We start from the raw sequence: 16,086 nt of genomic DNA on the forward strand, positions 1-16,086 counted from the left end.
TATTTTCAATGCTAATTTGCGAATGTAGAGAAAAGTATAATGTATCAAGCACTATTAATTGGTTATCTATTAATTTCACTTGCTGTGATTGTTCTGATTTTACTTCAACAGGGTAAAGGTGCAGATGCAGGTGCATCTTTTGGTGGTGGCGCGTCTGGTACTATCTTTGGTTCAGCAGGTTCAGGTAACTTCTTATCTAAAATGACTGCAATTTTAGCAACAGCATTTTTTGTTATTAGTATTGTGATTGGTAATATCAACTCACATCGTAACAATGTGAAGCAAGGTGCTTTTGATGATTTATCTTCAACGGCTGAACAAATTCAACAGCAACAAAAAGTAGAAGCGCCAGCTGTTGAAAGTAAAAATAGTGATATTCCTCAATAAATTAAAAAGAATTTAAATTTGCTCTGGTGGTGGAATTGGTAGACACGCTATCTTGAGGGGGTAGTGTCCATAGGACGTGCGAGTTCAAGTCTCGCTCAGAGCACCAAATAGATTTATTTAGGCTAGAATTTTTAGAATTCTAGCCTTTTTTGTCGACTTTAGTTTAGTAATAAACTAGTTTGTGATATGGCTAAAATTTGATAAAATTTAATGAATTAAATAAAGGTGGAAATGAATATGCAAAGTATTTCATCGGAAGAACTTGAAGCAATCCGTGGGCAGATGTTGAAATTTGCAGAATTACAGATAAAAGATCCAGTTTTAGCTGAAGACATTGTGCAAGAAGCATTTGTTAGTGCATTGAAAAATATAGAGAGTTTTAAGCGACAATCTGCATTAAAAACATGGATTTTTGCTATCCTGAAGAACAAGATTATTGATTATCTACGTGTTAATAATCGCTTTGTTGTAGAAAGTGATTTAGTAAGTGATGAAGATGAAAATAGTTTCTTTGAAAGTGGTCGTTGGAAGAAAGAATATGCGCTATCACGTTTACAAGAAGATGAAAATACAGTTTATTCAGAGCAATTTTGGGCATTGTTTGAAGTTTGTTTGACTCGTTTGCCTGCAGTACAAGCTAAAGTGTTTATGATGCGTGAATATTTAGAATGTACTACAGATGATATTTGCTCGTCTGAACAAATTACAGTGTCTAATTTACATGTATTGCTCTATCGGGCGCGTTTACAATTGCAACATTGTTTGACAACAAAAATGGGGGAGAGATAAATGAAGTATTGTTTCAAAGTAACTAAATTAATTTCAGAGTCTCATGAAAGGCAACTCTCATTTGCGGAAAGTGTTGGGGTACGTTTACATCGTTTAATGTGTCCAAGATGTGATAATTTTGGTAAGAACTGTGAAAGCTTAAGTCAAATGATGAAAGATTTTGCTACAGAACAGGATAAAGCAGAAAATAAATGATCAATGTTGTTATATTTAAAGTAAGAGGAAGTCTAGCTGTCGCACTAGGCTTTTTTATTGCATAAATGATAGATGATTTCGTTGGATAGTGATTTTAGCAAATATAATTTGCTCATTTTGTGCTTATTCAATAAAGACTCACATTAAGAGAGTAGTAGCTTGGATTAGTGCTTTCAGAAATCTATATAACCTATATTTCAACACAAATAAGAGTAAAAAAATAGTTTGTTGTGTTCTGCAATTAGCATGTTCAGGTTGTTAGTAGTTAAATTGCTAAAGACGGCATTTAAAAAGTGAATAGTATTTTCAGAGAAGTTACTTTTGTGGTATTGAATTGCTTCATAAGTTTTTTCTTTATGATGATTATTAACTTTTCAGCAAAATTTTTATGTGTTTTTTATTTAAGTAAAACCGTTTAAGGCGGTGACTATTTTCAGCGAAGATAGTTTTCAGTTGTAATAAAAAAGTGCGGTAAAAATTTTGAAAATTTCGACCGCACTTAGAATTAAGTCCTTTTAAAATCAGCCTTAGCTGAATTTACCCTTCCATTGGATAAATTACTTCTGCATTTACCCATTTAACCCAAGCTTGTTCCAATAAGGGTTTTAATGGTTCACTATCATCAATAATGGTACTTAATGCATTTAGCAGATTTTCTAAGGATATCGTTTGTTCTGCAAGATAAGTAAGTAACCAGAAATCAAGCTCTGATAATTGTTGCTGATTTACTGCGAAATCACTATCTCGCCATACAATAAGCTGGCAAGGTGTTTCTGCAAAGGTAGCGAAATCACTAGATAAAAAATCAACGTCATAGCTTTTTAGAAAGGCTGTTTTTGATAAGCCCATTTCTGTATTTCTATCCCATACAAATGTCTCAGGTACGGTAGTGGTGACAACCTCAGCAAGTAGCTGTGTATTTTCAAAATCCATTAACGCAAGGACATTGGCATTGAATACTTTTCTTTGTTGGCAAAAAGTAAGAAACTCGCCTGCAATATCTTGGAAATAAGGAGAATGCGCCTTGCCTTCTCTGACAAAGGTTTCTTTTACTTCTTGCCAAGCATCTGCTGCAATATGGCGAGGTGCCTCAACAAAACAACGATCAATAAAACTAAAAGTATTGTTGCGTACTAAACGCGCATAAATAGCTAAACGATTGGGTGCATAATTATTAAGCGGATCTGCATTACCTAAACGAACGGCTTGTGCCAACGCATTTTGTGTTTTTACAAGATTTGATTTAGGCTGCATAACGATTTTCCTGCATTGGTTTCGCATATTTTTGCTGTAATTTCGCAATATGCTCAACTTCCGCATATAATTCAGCAAATGGTGGAAAATTAAAATCACGCTCTAATAATGTCGGTGGAATTTGTGGTAAGCGTTGGTAAGTGTATTCTAATAAATCCCAAACACTCCCTTTAACGGCTTCTCCATGCGTATCCACTAAGAGTTCAGGTAAATGGCGATATTCACCTTTTACTTTGTTAAAAGATTCACCCGTTTCTTGGATTGGCTTCGCAGATGCGTGTTCTTCATCATGACCTGCAATGTGAATATAATCTACACGTTTTACATCCACTTTATCAAGGAATACATAAGGATCAAGTAAACCATGATTGACACCATTCACATAAATATTATTAACATCTAAGTGAATTCCGCAGTCTGCTTCTTGAGCAATGGCATTTAAGAATTCAACTTCGTTCATTGTACTTGTTGGTGAATGTAAGTAGTAAGACGTATTTTCAAGTGAAATACGTAACCCTAAAAAGTCTTGTACCTCACGAATACGCTGTGCAACGTGTTTAACTGCTTCATCTGTGAATGGCATCGGCAATAAATCGTAAAGATGACCTTCACATTCACAATAACTTAGATGCTCAGAGAAAAAGACTGAATTATATTGTGTCATCAATGTTTTAATGCCTTTTAACAATTCACGATCTAAAGGAGCTTGTCCACCTAGAGAAAGTGATAATCCATGTACTGCTAATGGAAAACGTTCAGCAGCCTGATCAAATTTATAGCGTGCTGCACCACCCATTTTTATCCAGTTTTCAGGAGCGACCTCCATGAATTGAATTGCATTTTCTGTTGGAAGTGATAAAAAATCATCGGCTAAGTCGCGACGATAGCCCAATCCTGCACCTTTTAACATCGTATTGACTCCATTAATTTTGAAAAAGCGCTGGTGCAAAAAACGTTACACCAGCAAAATAAGATTATTTAGAACCGCATTTACCTTCGCCACATTTGCCTTCACCAGCTTTTGCTTTTTTATGGTCATGTGCGCCGCATTTGCCTTCACCACATTTACCTTCGCCAGCTTTTGCTTTGTCGCCATGTGCGCCGCATTTACCTTCGCCACATTTACCTTCACCAGCTTTAGTCTTCATGCATTTGCCTTCTACGCATTGCTCAGCTTTATCTGCCATTTTAGTTTCTGCGCTTACTGGTGCTGAAACTGCCATAGTTAATGCGCCTGCTAATGCTGCTAAAGTTGCTAATTTTTTCATACTTAAATCTCCTATTATTAATTGTGTTGAACTAAATGATTAAAGGAACTTCAACCAATTTTTGGTTGAAAATTTTCTCTGTAATAGAGAGTCTAAAGAAAGCATCCCTGCTCCTTGCGTAAATAATGGTAGTAGTGCCACTAAGTAAATTAATGCCATTTTGTAACCATTGCTACACACGTTATAACCTGCTCCAGCATGTACGGTATACCATGCAACAGCGGTTAAAATTGCTAAACTTAAAGTGCTAAAACGAGTTGCTAAGCCAAGTACAAGAAATATTGGTAGTAATAATTCTGCACTCATTGCTAATAGCCAGCTCAAATCTGTTGGCAGTAAATTGAATGGGAATGGAAAGCTATCTTGTACTTCCATAAACCAGTTCTCTCCATTCAACTTTTCCATACCCGATTCAAAAAACTCCCAAGCGAGAAAAAGGCGTAAACCTAACAAGCCAGTCCCTGTGCTTACTGCTTGAAAATAACATTTCTGTTTATCCATTGTTTTTGTCCTTATAAATCCGTTTACGTTGAATTAGTCGAATTAAAAATGTTTTTCTTACAACTTTTTTTAATTTTTCTTATTGAATTTCCTTATTCTGGGGTATTAGTCGCGCCTATTATCTTTTTCTTACAACTTTTTTTAAAAAATTGTGTTATATCGAAAATGAGTAGAGAAAAGCTAAGTGCGGTCAGTTTTGATGCAGTTTTTATTATGGTTGTCATTCTCAATACAATTGGTTATCAATATTAAATTTATTAAGTATTTCTTCAGTTTTGTTTGTTATGTTTGATTTTGATTGAGATTTGTATGCTTATTTTGTGTACAATTGGTTGAATTGAGCGAAAAAGTGCGGTGTGAAATATGCGAATTTTATTAATAGAAGATGATACGCTGATTGGTAATGGGATACAGACAGGGTTAACTAAATCAGGTTTTACGGTGGACTGGTTTAAAGATGGAAAAACGGGATTAGAAGCAGTGAAAAGTGCACCTTATGATGCAGTCGTGCTTGATTTGACTTTACCAAAAATGGATGGGCTTGATATTTTGCAAATTTGGCGCCGAGAAAAATATGACGTACCAGTATTGATTTTGACAGCACGCGATACTTTAGATGAGCGTATTACTGGGTTACAACGTGGTGCAGATGATTACTTATGTAAACCTTTTGCCTTGGCTGAAGTTGTTGCGCGCTTGCAAGCGTTGATTCGCCGTCGTTATGGACAAACTAATCCTGTAATTGAACACAGTTTAGTGAAGTTCGATCCAAATCAACGTAAAGTATTTTTAAAAAATGAAGAAATATCACTGACAACAAGGGAATATAAGTTGCTTGAATTATTTATGCTCAATAAAGAGCGTGTTCTAGCTCGTACATTAATTGAAGAAAAATTGTACACTTGGGATGATGAAGTGAGTAGCAATGCCCTTGAAGTGCATATTTATAATTTACGCCAAAAATTAGGTAAGCAATTTATTCGTACAGTACATGGTGTTGGGTATGCATTGGGGAAAAATGATGACGCGCTCTGAATCATTGGAAAAAAGGGTGATTTCAAATAAAAGTTTGCGTTTTCGTTTAATTCTTGTGCTGTCATTGACTGCATTAGCGACTTGGCTTATTTCCACAGCCGTGGCTTGGCTTCAAGTTCGCAAGGAAGTTAATGAACTATTTGATGCGCAACAAGTACTGTTTGCACAACGTTTAGCTTCGTCGAATTTACGTAATATTTTAATTGAGAATAGAGCCTCAAAGTATCAGCCAGTGAAGTTTAAGAAAGTCGGTTTTGATGATGATGCGCTTGGTTTTGCAGTATTTACACAAGATGGCAACATCTTATTAAGTGATGGTCATAATGGCGATAATTTTATTTTTACGCCTAAAAAAGGTTTTTCAGTAAACCATATTTTAGGTGATGATGATAAATGGCGTATTTTTTGGTTACCTGTAAATAATGGGCGTCTAGTCATTGCTGTAGGGCAGGAGCTAGATTATCGCAATGATTTAATTAATAAGATGGTATTTGGTCAAATGTGGATTTGGTTTGCTAGTTTGCCTTTCTTATTAGGGATTATTGTTTGGGTAGTCACGCGTGAATTACAAAGTGTAAGACGGGTCAGTGAGCAATTAGAACAACGTAGTCCAGATGATAATACTTTAATTGCAACAGCACATTTGCCGAAAGAAATTTTGCCATTAGTACAGAACTTAAACCAATTTTTTGATCGTACGGCAACGATGTTACTGCGCGAACGGCGTTTTACTTCTGATGCAGCACATGAATTAAGAAGCCCTTTAGCAGCACTACGGGTTCAAACAGAGGTGGCACAAATTGTTGGTGATGATGCTGCGTTGCGACAGGAAGCGCTAGAGAATCTAACTAAAGGAATTGATCGTGCGAGCCAGTTAATTGACCAATTATTAACGCTTTCACGTTTAGATAATTTAAATGAATTAGAAAGTGTTGAAAATGTAGATTGGCAAGCTTTAGTCACTTCATTAATAGGAGAGCGATATTTTGCTGCACAAAAACGTCAAATTGAGTTGCAATTTGAATTGATTTCTAAGCCTGCAATTATGCAAGGACAACCATTATTATTATCTTTGATGGTGCGTAATTTGATTGATAATGCTATTAAATATTGCCCAGATGGCAGTACAATTAAAGTGATTTTACAGCGAGATAGATTATTAATTGAGGATAATGGTGAAGGGGTAAGTGAGGCTGATTTAGTGAAATTAGGTCAACGTTTTTATCGTCCTGCGGGGCAGAATGATAAGGGCAGTGGGCTGGGGCTATCGATCGTACATCGTATTGCGGAATTACACCATTATCAAGTACAGTTAGAAAATGTAAAAAATTCGCAAGGCATTATTAGTGGATTTAGCGTTTTGATTTTATTTGATAAAACCTAGAAAGAGTGATTATTTGATTTTTATTATTGGTTATAATCAAGACACATTTTTACTGAATTTTATTCACTTAATTCTTAAAGAGGAAAAAACATAATGAAAATCAGTGCAAGAAACCAATTGAAAGGTAAAGTTGTTGGCTTAGAAAAAGGAGCAGTAAATGCGGTAGTGAGTATTGATATTGGTGCGGGTAACATCATTACTTCCACAATTTCTCTTGCTGCGGCACAAGAATTACAACTTGAAGTCGGCAAAGAAGCTTATGCGATTATCAAAGCAACTTCTGTTATGGTTGGCGTTGAGTAATTTCTGTTTAAGTGCGTAAAAAAGCCTTGTAGATACAGTCACAAGGCTTTTTTAATTGTTATTTTAACCAAGTCGAGCGTTTTTCATGATCCGATCTTTAGTGACTTTCCATTCACGCTCTTTAATATCTTCACGCTTATCATGTTGTTTTTTCCCTTTGGCTAAACCAATTTTTATTTTCGCCCAGGCACCTTTCCAATAAAGGGAGAGAGCAACAATAGTATAGCCGTCGCGATTCGCTTTACCAAATAAAGAAGCTAATTCTTTTTGGTTTAATAGCAATTTACGCGTACGAGTAGGATCACACACAATATGTGTCGAGGCGAGGCTTAATGGTTGAATTGTTGCACCAAATAAATAGGCTTCGCCATTTTTGAAAATAATATAGCTGTCGCTGATATTAGCTTTGCCTGCGCGCATTGATTTAACTTCCCAGCCTTGTAATGAAAGCCCAGCTTCGATTTCATCTTCAATAAAGTAGTCATGTCTTGCACGTTTATTTAGCGCAATCGTATTTGAGGCTACTTTGGCTTTTTTCTTTGTCATGATTATCCGTTTTATCAACTATGAATTGGGGAATTCTACCTAAACTTTGTTGAGATAGCAAAACTAGATGGATTGATATAATATAACCAGCTTAGTGCAATTCATGTTGCAGCGCTTAATCAAAGTGTGTTTAAGTATTAGCACATGTCGTTTTGCAGATAGCCGATTAAAAGTGCGGTCTGTTTTTGCAAAATTTTGAAATAAAAAGGTAATAAACATGAAATATAAAGATTTGCGTGATTTTTTGGATTTACTTGAACAACGTGGTGAATTGAAACGTATTAAACAAGAAGTCGATCCTTATTTAGAAATGACGGAAATTTCTGACCGCACGTTACGTGCGGGAGGACCTGCGCTGTTATTTGAGAACCCAAAAGGATTTGCTATTCCTGTTTTGTGTAATTTATTTGGTACCCCAAAACGTGTAGCGATGGGGATGGGGCAGGAGGATGTTGCAGCATTACGTGATGTTGGCAAGTTGCTGGCTTTTTTGAAAGAACCAGAACCACCAAAAGGATTTAAAGATTTTTTATCTAGCTTACCGCAGTTTAAACAAGTATTAAATATGCCAACGAAAGTATTGGGCAAAGCTGATTGCCAACAAGTCGTTTTGAAAGGGGATGAGGTTGATTTGTACAAATTGCCGATTATGCAGTGCTGGAAAGACGATGTCGCACCGTTGGTTACATGGGGATTAACTATTACTAAAGGTCCCTTGAAAAAACGTCAAAACTTAGGCATTTACCGCCAGCAATTAATTGCTAAAAATAAGTTAATCATGCGTTGGCTATCGCATCGTGGTGGTGCATTAGATTTTCAAGAGTGGAAAGAAACACATCCAGATAAACCTTTTCCTGTGTCTGTGGCGTTGGGGGCTGATCCTGCGACAATTTTAGGTGCAGTAACGCCTATACCTGACACGTTATCAGAATATGCGTTTGCTGGATTATTGCGCGGAACTAAGACGGCAGTTGTTAAGTCAGTCAGTAATGATTTAGAAGTACCTGCGAGTGCAGAAATTGTGTTAGAAGGCTATATTGATCCAAATGAAACTGCACTTGAAGGTCCTTATGGCGATCACACCGGCTATTATAATGAACAAGAGTACTTCCCTGTGTTTACTGTTACCCATATTACGATGCGTAAGGATCCAATTTATCATTCGACTTATACAGGGCGTCCACCAGATGAACCCGCAGTATTAGGGGAAGCACTAAATGAAGTTTTTATTCCTATTTTGCAAAAACAATTTCCTGAAATTGTTGATTTTTATTTGCCGCCTGAAGGCTGTTCTTATCGGTTAGCTGTGGTCACGATTAAGAAACAATATGCGGGACATGCGAAACGTGTGATGATGGGGGTATGGTCATTTTTACGCCAGTTTATGTACACGAAATTTGTCATAGTCTGTGATGATGATGTGAATGCACGTGATTGGAAAGATGTAATTTGGGCAATGACGACGCGTTGTGATCCTGTACGTGATTTAACCTTAGTAGAGAATACGCCTATTGATTATCTTGATTTTGCTTCGCCAGTTGCTGGGTTAGGTTCAAAAATGGGGATTGATGCAACCAATAAATGGGCAGGCGAAACTCAACGAGAGTGGGGCATTCCAATTAAAAAAGATCCTGAGGTTGTTAAACGAGTGGATGAAATTTGGCAAAGTTTAGGCATTATCGTAGATTGATTTTGGCAGAAAAAGCAAGTCTAACCGTCTATGATTTGAAAAGAAGATAATGCTTAAATAAAGATAGTTGTTTATTGGTAATTAAAAAGCCTACCAAAAGTACTTTGGTAGGCTTTTTCTTTGTTAAATTTTTATTCTAATTCACCACAGAAACGATAGCCCTCACCGTGAATTGTGGTAATGATTTCGGGTGTTGCTGGATGATCTTCAAAATGTTTACGAATACGGCGGATAGTGACATCAACAGTCCGATCTTGCGGTTTTAATTCGCGTCCCGTCATTTTCTTCAATAATTCCTCACGCGTTTGGATTTTGCCTGGATGTTCACAGAAATGTAACATAGCGCGGAATTCGCTACGTGGTAATTTATATTCTTCACCTTCTGGATTGATTAGAGTCCGGCTATTGAGATCTAATGTCCAACCATTGAAACGATATTGATCAATAGTTTGTGCCACTTCTTTCGTATTTTCTTGCATGGTACGTTGCAATAAGTTCCTTGCACGAATAGTCAATTCTCTCGGGTTAAATGGTTTAGTGATATAGTCATCGGCACCAATTTCTAAACCCAAAATTTTATCGACTTCATTATCGCGTCCGGTTAAAAACATTAATGCTGTATCAGTTGTTTCACGTAATTCACGTGCAAGCATTAAACCATTCTTACCAGGTAAGTTAATATCCATAATGACAAGATTAATGACTTTATTAGACAGAATACGGTGCATCTGTGCACCATCTGCAGCCTCAAATACTTCATAACCCTCAGCTTCAAAAATACTTTTTAGCGTATTTCTTGTAATTGCTTCGTCTTCAACAATTAAAATTTGTGGCGTTCCCATTTGTATTTCCTATTACAATTTTCTAAAAGTTAATAATTTTGTTAGCAAGATAAGAACAAAATTAACGTGCTCATTGTATAGTTGCAACATAATTGTAACAATAGAAAAAGTGAGTTTTGTTAAATTAGATAGTCATTTCATGACCTAGATCATAAAAAAATCCCTCAATAGAGTGAGGTTATTGAGGGAATAAGCAGAGCTGAATGCTCGTTTAAGTTACATACAAAATTGTGAATAACGTGATATTTTGGATGAGTTTTTCCTCAACATTGTAGTCAGAAAATGGGTTTATTTTGAGGAATATCACTATAAAGGCTATCCTACAATAATTTTCTGTCCTGATCAAAACTTATTTTTATAAAAAAAATAAGTTAGCTGAATTTTAGCTTATTTACTGAATATTTTTTAGATTTGAAAGTGGCTTATGCTAGAATGTAACTTATGAATTTTCGTTGTAATGATGTATTTATGAAAAAAATATTCTCAGTTTTATTGCTTTTGTCAGTGGCATTAATGGCACAAGCTAGTTTTTTTGATAAAAAACCACGTTTTTTAAGTGCAGATCAAGCATTTATTTTTTCTAGTAGCCAACAAGCAGAAATGATTGAACTGAATTGGTTAATTGCGGAAAACTACTATTTATATAAGCAATCTTTCGAGATTAACGGGATCAATGTTGGACTCGGCGAAATAGATTTTCCTGCTGCCGAAAAGTACCAAGATGATTTTTTTGGTGAAGTGGAAATTTATCGTAATGACGTGATATTACAAGTTCCTCTATCAAAAATTAATCAGCATGCTCAATTACAAATCAGCTATCAAGGTTGTACAACTGGATTTTGTTACCCACCAGAAACAAAAGTTGTTGATATCAATCCAATATTTACAGCAAATGTGTTAGAAAAGATTGAAACTTCGCCAAAATCGACCGCACTTCAACCACCCGTGTTAGCAGAACAAGATCGCCTAGCTGCCAGTTTATTCCAAAGTAAGTATGCCGTATTTTGGTTCTTTTTATTTGGTTTAGGTCTTGCATTTACTCCTTGTGTACTCCCGATGTTGCCTTTGCTCTCTGCGATTGTGATTGGTGCTAATCAGCGACCTTCAACAACACGCGCATTAGGACTCAGTATCGCATATGTACAAGGAATGGCATTGACTTATACTTTACTTGGTTTGATTGTTGCGGCAATAGGCTTGCCATTTCAAGTCGCACTACAAAGCCCTTATGTTTTAGTTGCGCTTGCTATTATTTTTACTTTGCTTGCACTATCGATGTTTGGTTTATTCACTTTACAGCTACCAAGCCGTTTACAAACGAAATTAACGCAGTATAGCCAGCAACAGAAAAGTGGTGCGTTTAGTGGTGTGTTTGTGATGGGGATGATTGCAGGCTTAGTTGCCTCGCCTTGTACTTCTGCGCCTCTGTCGGGGGCGTTACTGTATGTAGCACAAAGTGGCGATTTATTTACTGGGGCGATTACTTTGTATTTATTAGCGTTAGGTATGGGAACGCCGTTAATTTTAATTACTGTTTTTGGCAATAAAGTTTTACCAAAATCTGGTGATTGGATGATTCAAGTAAAAAATGCGTTTGGCTTTGTATTACTTGCCTTACCTGTATTCTTACTTTCTCGTGTTTTTCCTGATATAGAAAGTCATCTATGGTTTAGTTTAGCTGTTGGCTTTGTATTATGGTTATTATTTCAATTGAGACATCGTCGTTGGATTTGGTTCGTACTTTTTGCAGCTTTAGTATTAGGTAAAGTTTATTATTTTCCATTGCAGAGTGAGGTGTTAGGAAAAAGTGCGGTTAAAAAATTAGAAATTTCACAACATGTGCCGTTTCAGTCAGTCACAAGTTATGCACAGTTACAACAAGTGTTACAACAAAATCCTAAAGCAATGGCTATGTTAGACTTGTATGCAGATTGGTGTGTGGCATGTAAAGAATTTGAAAAATATACTTTTTCTGATCCACTAGTACAAAAGCAGTTTGAGCATATTTTATTATTGCAAGTGGATATGACGAAAAACACGGAACAAAATCGTGAATTATTACAGAAGTTACAAGTTATCGGATTACCTACACTTATTTTCTTTGATCAGCAAGGCAATGAAATTGTGGGAAGCCGAGTGACAGGTTTTATGCAAGCGGCCCCTTTTGCTACTTGGTTACAACAAATTAAACCTTAGTTTTCAAATGTAAATTATTAACTTAAAGTAAAAAATCCTTTTCTTGTTTACTGGTTTTTTGCTTTTTAGATGATTGTTAAGATAGGGTTAACTTTAGTTCAACGAATAGAATTGAAGTTAACCTTTTTTATTGATTGAAGGAAAGCAAAATGGATTCATTAAACAAATTTCAACCTTATATGTTAGCCTTATTACGTATTATTGCTGGTTATATGTTTTTATTACATGGTACCGCGAAATTTTTTGAGTTCCCTATTTCTATGGCTGGCGGTAATGGGGCAGTTGAATTTTTTTCACTTTATGGGATTGGTGGGCTAATTGAAATTACAGGGGGAATTTTGATTATACTTGGCTTATTCACTCGTCCAGCAGCATTTATGTTGTCTGGTCAAATGGCCTATGCTTATTTTTTCATACATGCTTCAGTAGAAAATGTATTGTTACCAGTAGTTAATCAAGGTGAGTTAGCGGCGCTTTATGCTTTAGTTTTCTGCTATTTTGTAGTTTCTGGTGCAGGTGCGTTTGCATTTGATAATAGACATAATAAAGGCTAATTTTCTATTTCATAAGCTAAAACGGTCTGTTTCAGTAGATGGAAATAGACCGTTTTTTTATTGAAAATTTTCACACAAGCGCAAACGTTTGCGTTATAATGCGTGCTTCTCTTTTATGACTCATTTTTAACTCTCAATTTTAAGGATTTTTCAATGCAAGCTAATCGTCCTATCCGTCAGGCATTACTGAGCGTTTCAGATAAAACTGGTATCGTTGAATTTGCCCAAGGCCTAGTGCAACGTGGTGTGAAATTACTTTCAACGGGTGGCACAGCAAAATTATTAACTAATAATGGCTTACCCGTAATCGAAGTATCAGATTATACAGGATTTCCTGAGATGATGGATGGGCGTGTGAAGACCTTACATCCTAAGGTGCATGGTGGTATTTTAGGTCGTCGTGGCACGGATGATGCGGTGATGAGCCAACATGGTATTGATGCTATTGATATGGTTGTGGTGAACTTATATCCTTTTGCAGCAACGGTAGCAAAAACGAATTGTACCTTAGAAGAAGCCGTTGAAAATATTGATATTGGTGGACCAACAATGGTACGTTCTGCGGCAAAGAATCATAAAGATGTAGCGATTGTGGTCAATAATCAGGATTTTTCAGCGATTCTGGCAGAAATGGATCAGCACCAAAACAGCTTAACTTTAGAAACGCGTTTTGATCTTGCTATTAAGGCGTTTGAGCACACCGCACAATATGACTCAATGATTGCGAACTATTTTGGTCAATTAGTCAAACCATATTTTGTGGCAGAGGAAGAAGATACGGAAGCGAAGTGCGGTCAATTTCCACGTACTTTAAACTTAAATTTTATCCGTAAACAAACCATGCGTTATGGTGAAAATGGTCATCAAAAAGCGGCATTTTATGTGGAAAAAGAAGTGAAGGAAGCTTCTGTTTCAACGGCAACGCAATTACAAGGTAAAGCCCTTTCTTACAATAATATTGCAGATACAGATGCCGCACTAGAATGTGTAAAAAGTTTTGTTGAACCAGCTTGTGTCATTGTGAAGCATGCAAACCCATGTGGTGTGGCTTTAGGTAAAGATATTTTGGAAGCTTATGATCGTGCTTATCAAACCGATCCAACCTCTGCATTTGGTGGCATTATTGCCTTCAACCGTGAACTTGATGCGGAGACGGCACAAATTATTATTGATCGTCAATTTGTAGAAGTGATCGTTGCGCCAACGGTGTCTGAACAAGCAAAAATATTATTAAAAGCGAAAAAAAATGTGCGAGTTTTAGCTTGTGGTCAATGGGCGCAAGCAGAGCAACGTTTAGATTTTAAACGAGTAAACGGTGGCTTGTTAGTACAAGAAAGCGATTTAGGTATGGTTGAGCTTGCCGATTTAAAAGTGGTGAGTAAGCGTCAACCTACAGAGCAAGAATTAAAAGATTTATTATTTTGTTGGAAAGTAGCGAAATTTGTCAAATCCAATGCGATTGTTTATGCCAAAAATAATCAAACGATTGGTATTGGTGCGGGACAAATGAGTCGTGTGTATTCTGCCAAAATTGCGGGAATTAAAGCACAAGATGAAGGTTTGGAAGTGGCTGGTTGCGTAATGGCTTCTGATGCATTCTTCCCATTCCGCGATGGTATTGATGCTGCTGCGAAAGTGGGCATTCAATGTGTTATTCACCCTGGTGGTTCAATGCGCGATCAAGAGGTCATTGATGCGGCAGATGAGCATAATATGGTGATGGTATTGACGGGAATGCGTCATTTTAGACATTAGGATGGATTGTTACTTTTCTTTACTTCCGTAAAGAAAAGTAACCGAATGAAATAAACCAATACAGGAAAACATTATGAATATTCTCATCATCGGAAATGGCGGTCGTGAACATGCTCTTGCTTGGAAAGTAGCACAATCACCATTAGCAGGTAAAATTTTTGTGGCTCCCGGTAATGCGGGAACGGCGTTGGAAGATAAAGTTGAAAACATAGCTATTTCGGCGACAGATGTTGAAAAATTAGTCGCTTTTGCACAAGAGAAGAAGGTTGGTTTAACGATTGTTGGACCAGAAGCGCCACTTGTTATTGGCGTAGTAGATGCATTCCGTGCAGCTGGTTTGAAAATTTTTGGACCAACTCAAGCCGCCGCGCAATTAGAAGGGTCCAAAGCTTTTACCAAAGATTTTTTAGCGCGTCATAACATTCCAACGGCTGAATATCAAAACTTTACCGAAGTTGAGCCTGCGTTGGCTTATTTACGTGAAAAGGGTGCGCCAATTGTAGTTAAAGCTGATGGGCTTGCCGCAGGCAAAGGCGTGATTGTGGCGATGACATTAGAAGAAGCTGAAGCCGCAGTGAAAGATATGTTGTCAGGCAATGCCTTTGGTGAAGCGGGTAGCCGTGTCGTGATTGAAGAATTTTTAGAAGGTGAAGAAGCCAGTTTCATTGTGATGGTGGACGGTAAAAATGTAGAACCGATGGCAACCAGTCAAGATCATAAACGTGTAGGTGAAAATGATACTGGGTTGAATACAGGCGGTATGGGAGCTTATTCACCAGCACCAGTAGTAACCACAGAAATTCATGAGCGCATTATGCAGGAAGTGATTTATCCAACAGTAAATGGCATGGCGGCAGAGGGTAATGTTTATACAGGGTTCCTTTATGCTGGTCTGATGATTATGCCAAATGGTCAGCCAAAAGTAATCGAATTTAATTGTCGTTTTGGTGATCCCGAAACCCAGCCAATTATGTTGCGTTTAACGTCTGATTTAGTCGAGCTTTGCCTTGCTGCTTGTGATGGTAAGTTAGATGAGAAAAAATCACACTGGTGTGAAAAAGCCGCACTTGGTATTGTATTGGCAGCAGAAGGTTATCCAGGTGATTATCGCAAAGGCGATGAGATTACAGGGCTTGAAAGTGCGGTCGAAAATCAAAAAGTTTTCTTGGCTGGTGTGGAAAATAAAGTAGGCAAATTAGTCACAAATGGCGGACGTGTGGTATGTGTGACCGCATTAGGTGATAGCGTTTATGATGCGCAACAACAAGCGTTAAGCTTAGCTGAAAAAGTCAACTGGACAGGGCGTTTTTATCGTCGTGATATTGGTTATCGAGCCGTAGCGAGAGAGCAACAAAAAGGCTAATTTGGCATGATGAATTTTTTTCAT

At 37.0% G+C, this 16,086-nt stretch carries 17 protein-coding genes and 1 tRNA gene; 12 read left to right on the forward strand and 6 right to left on the reverse strand.

What is annotated here, in order from left to right; all coding sequences use genetic code 11:
* Positions 1–39: 39 nt before the first annotated feature.
* The 4 genes from secG to ACFSAV_RS03615 all read left to right on the forward strand — a co-directional run bounded on the left by secG (position 40) and on the right by ACFSAV_RS03615 (position 1,371).
* Positions 40–387, forward strand: a complete 348-nt coding sequence (gene secG / locus ACFSAV_RS03600) for a preprotein translocase subunit SecG (protein ID WP_379096266.1) — start codon at positions 40–42, stop codon at positions 385–387.
* Positions 388–407: 20 nt separating this feature from the next.
* A tRNA-Leu gene (locus ACFSAV_RS03605) sits at positions 408–493 on the forward strand.
* A gap of 131 nt (positions 494–624) precedes the next feature.
* Entirely contained in the window at positions 625–1,176 is a 552-nt protein-coding gene (locus ACFSAV_RS03610) for a sigma-70 family RNA polymerase sigma factor (protein ID WP_379096269.1), read from the forward strand.
* Positions 1,177–1,371, forward strand: a complete 195-nt coding sequence (locus ACFSAV_RS03615) for an anti-sigma factor family protein (RefSeq protein WP_101774722.1) — start codon at positions 1,177–1,179, stop codon at positions 1,369–1,371.
* 537 nt (positions 1,372–1,908) lie between these two features.
* Here the strand turns inward: ACFSAV_RS03615 and ACFSAV_RS03620 are convergent.
* The 4 genes from ACFSAV_RS03620 to ACFSAV_RS03635 form a co-directional block, all read right to left on the reverse strand.
* Complete coding sequence (locus tag ACFSAV_RS03620; protein ID WP_101774723.1) at positions 1,909–2,625, reverse strand: HvfC family RiPP maturation protein; 717 nt, start codon at positions 2,623–2,625, stop codon at positions 1,909–1,911.
* A complete protein-coding gene (locus ACFSAV_RS03625; protein ID WP_379096273.1) occupies positions 2,615–3,535 on the reverse strand; it encodes an HvfB family MNIO-type RiPP peptide maturase in 921 nt (306 codons plus the stop codon). Before ACFSAV_RS03625 ends, ACFSAV_RS03620 begins: the two co-directional genes overlap by 11 nt.
* Before the next feature lie 64 nt (positions 3,536–3,599).
* Positions 3,600–3,893: an oxazolone/thioamide-modified RiPP metallophore HvfA gene (hvfA, locus tag ACFSAV_RS03630; RefSeq protein ID WP_101774725.1), complete on the reverse strand. Its 294-nt coding sequence runs from the start codon at positions 3,891–3,893 to the stop codon at positions 3,600–3,602.
* A gap of 39 nt (positions 3,894–3,932) precedes the next feature.
* Positions 3,933–4,394 carry an HvfX family Cu-binding RiPP maturation protein gene (locus tag ACFSAV_RS03635; RefSeq protein ID WP_379096277.1) on the reverse strand — a complete coding sequence of 154 codons (462 nt, stop codon included), beginning with the start codon at positions 4,392–4,394 and terminating at the stop codon, positions 3,933–3,935.
* Between the two features lie 363 nt (positions 4,395–4,757).
* On the opposite strand from ACFSAV_RS03635, the gene ACFSAV_RS03640 reads away from it, so the two are divergent.
* From ACFSAV_RS03640 to ACFSAV_RS03650, 3 genes are all read left to right on the forward strand, one after another.
* Positions 4,758–5,429: a response regulator gene (locus ACFSAV_RS03640; RefSeq protein WP_379096280.1), complete on the forward strand. Its 672-nt coding sequence runs from the start codon at positions 4,758–4,760 to the stop codon at positions 5,427–5,429.
* Positions 5,398–6,813: a quorum sensing histidine kinase QseC gene (gene qseC, locus ACFSAV_RS03645; protein WP_101774729.1), complete on the forward strand. Its 1,416-nt coding sequence runs from the start codon at positions 5,398–5,400 to the stop codon at positions 6,811–6,813. Before ACFSAV_RS03640 ends, qseC begins: the two co-directional genes overlap by 32 nt.
* A gap of 93 nt (positions 6,814–6,906) precedes the next feature.
* Positions 6,907–7,116 carry a TOBE domain-containing protein gene (locus tag ACFSAV_RS03650; RefSeq protein WP_101774730.1) on the forward strand — a complete coding sequence of 70 codons (210 nt, stop codon included), beginning with the start codon at positions 6,907–6,909 and terminating at the stop codon, positions 7,114–7,116.
* A 63-nt stretch (positions 7,117–7,179) separates the two neighbouring features.
* Here ACFSAV_RS03650 and smpB read toward each other — a convergent pair whose 3' ends face one another.
* Positions 7,180–7,662, reverse strand: a complete 483-nt coding sequence (gene smpB, locus ACFSAV_RS03655) for an SsrA-binding protein SmpB (RefSeq protein WP_049216363.1) — start codon at positions 7,660–7,662, stop codon at positions 7,180–7,182.
* Positions 7,663–7,879: 217 nt separating this feature from the next.
* Between smpB and ubiD the strand changes: the two genes are divergently transcribed.
* Positions 7,880–9,352 (forward strand): 4-hydroxy-3-polyprenylbenzoate decarboxylase, encoded by a 1,473-nt coding sequence (gene ubiD, locus ACFSAV_RS03660; RefSeq protein ID WP_101774731.1) that lies wholly within the window; start codon positions 7,880–7,882, stop codon positions 9,350–9,352.
* Positions 9,353–9,483: 131 nt separating this feature from the next.
* Here ubiD and arcA read toward each other — a convergent pair whose 3' ends face one another.
* On the reverse strand, positions 9,484–10,194 hold the full coding sequence (arcA, locus tag ACFSAV_RS03665) for a two-component system response regulator ArcA (RefSeq protein ID WP_379096286.1): 711 nt from the start codon (positions 10,192–10,194) through the stop codon (positions 9,484–9,486).
* Positions 10,195–10,662: 468 nt separating this feature from the next.
* On the opposite strand from arcA, the gene ACFSAV_RS03670 reads away from it, so the two are divergent.
* From ACFSAV_RS03670 to purD, 4 genes are all read left to right on the forward strand, one after another.
* Positions 10,663–12,390, forward strand: coding sequence for a protein-disulfide reductase DsbD (locus ACFSAV_RS03670; protein WP_379096289.1), 1,728 nt, complete (start codon positions 10,663–10,665; stop codon positions 12,388–12,390).
* A gap of 149 nt (positions 12,391–12,539) precedes the next feature.
* Entirely contained in the window at positions 12,540–12,944 is a 405-nt protein-coding gene (locus ACFSAV_RS03675) for a DoxX family protein (protein WP_379096291.1), read from the forward strand.
* Positions 12,945–13,097: 153 nt separating this feature from the next.
* Positions 13,098–14,699 carry a bifunctional phosphoribosylaminoimidazolecarboxamide formyltransferase/IMP cyclohydrolase gene (gene purH, locus ACFSAV_RS03680; protein WP_379096294.1) on the forward strand — a complete coding sequence of 534 codons (1,602 nt, stop codon included), beginning with the start codon at positions 13,098–13,100 and terminating at the stop codon, positions 14,697–14,699.
* A 73-nt stretch (positions 14,700–14,772) separates the two neighbouring features.
* Positions 14,773–16,062: a phosphoribosylamine--glycine ligase gene (gene purD / locus ACFSAV_RS03685; protein ID WP_379096297.1), complete on the forward strand. Its 1,290-nt coding sequence runs from the start codon at positions 14,773–14,775 to the stop codon at positions 16,060–16,062.
* Positions 16,063–16,086 lie beyond the last annotated feature (24 nt).

It is taken from the genome of Pasteurella oralis, assembly GCF_042681465.1.
In the GTDB taxonomy this organism is placed as follows: Bacteria; Pseudomonadota; Gammaproteobacteria; order Enterobacterales; family Pasteurellaceae; genus Pasteurella; species Pasteurella oralis.

Bases quoted from the DNA above. Each gene is read 5' to 3' on its own strand.
- secG (WP_379096266.1), top strand. From the start codon at position 40: ATGTATCAAGCACTATTAATTGGTTATCTATTAATTTCACTTGCTGTG.
- ACFSAV_RS03610 (WP_379096269.1), top strand. From the start codon at position 625: ATGCAAAGTATTTCATCGGAAGAACTTGAAGCAATCCGTGGGCAGATG.
- ACFSAV_RS03615 (WP_101774722.1), top strand. From the start codon at position 1,177: ATGAAGTATTGTTTCAAAGTAACTAAATTAATTTCAGAGTCTCATGAA.
- ACFSAV_RS03620 (WP_101774723.1), bottom strand. From the start codon at position 2,625: ATGCAGCCTAAATCAAATCTTGTAAAAACACAAAATGCGTTGGCACAA.
- ACFSAV_RS03625 (WP_379096273.1), bottom strand. From the start codon at position 3,535: ATGTTAAAAGGTGCAGGATTGGGCTATCGTCGCGACTTAGCCGATGAT.
- hvfA (WP_101774725.1), bottom strand. From the start codon at position 3,893: ATGAAAAAATTAGCAACTTTAGCAGCATTAGCAGGCGCATTAACTATG.
- ACFSAV_RS03635 (WP_379096277.1), bottom strand. From the start codon at position 4,394: ATGGATAAACAGAAATGTTATTTTCAAGCAGTAAGCACAGGGACTGGC.
- ACFSAV_RS03640 (WP_379096280.1), top strand. From the start codon at position 4,758: ATGCGAATTTTATTAATAGAAGATGATACGCTGATTGGTAATGGGATA.
- qseC (WP_101774729.1), top strand. From the start codon at position 5,398: ATGCATTGGGGAAAAATGATGACGCGCTCTGAATCATTGGAAAAAAGG.
- ACFSAV_RS03650 (WP_101774730.1), top strand. From the start codon at position 6,907: ATGAAAATCAGTGCAAGAAACCAATTGAAAGGTAAAGTTGTTGGCTTA.
- smpB (WP_049216363.1), bottom strand. From the start codon at position 7,662: ATGACAAAGAAAAAAGCCAAAGTAGCCTCAAATACGATTGCGCTAAAT.
- ubiD (WP_101774731.1), top strand. From the start codon at position 7,880: ATGAAATATAAAGATTTGCGTGATTTTTTGGATTTACTTGAACAACGT.
- arcA (WP_379096286.1), bottom strand. From the start codon at position 10,194: ATGGGAACGCCACAAATTTTAATTGTTGAAGACGAAGCAATTACAAGA.
- ACFSAV_RS03670 (WP_379096289.1), top strand. From the start codon at position 10,663: ATGAAAAAAATATTCTCAGTTTTATTGCTTTTGTCAGTGGCATTAATG.
- ACFSAV_RS03675 (WP_379096291.1), top strand. From the start codon at position 12,540: ATGGATTCATTAAACAAATTTCAACCTTATATGTTAGCCTTATTACGT.
- purH (WP_379096294.1), top strand. From the start codon at position 13,098: ATGCAAGCTAATCGTCCTATCCGTCAGGCATTACTGAGCGTTTCAGAT.
- purD (WP_379096297.1), top strand. From the start codon at position 14,773: ATGAATATTCTCATCATCGGAAATGGCGGTCGTGAACATGCTCTTGCT.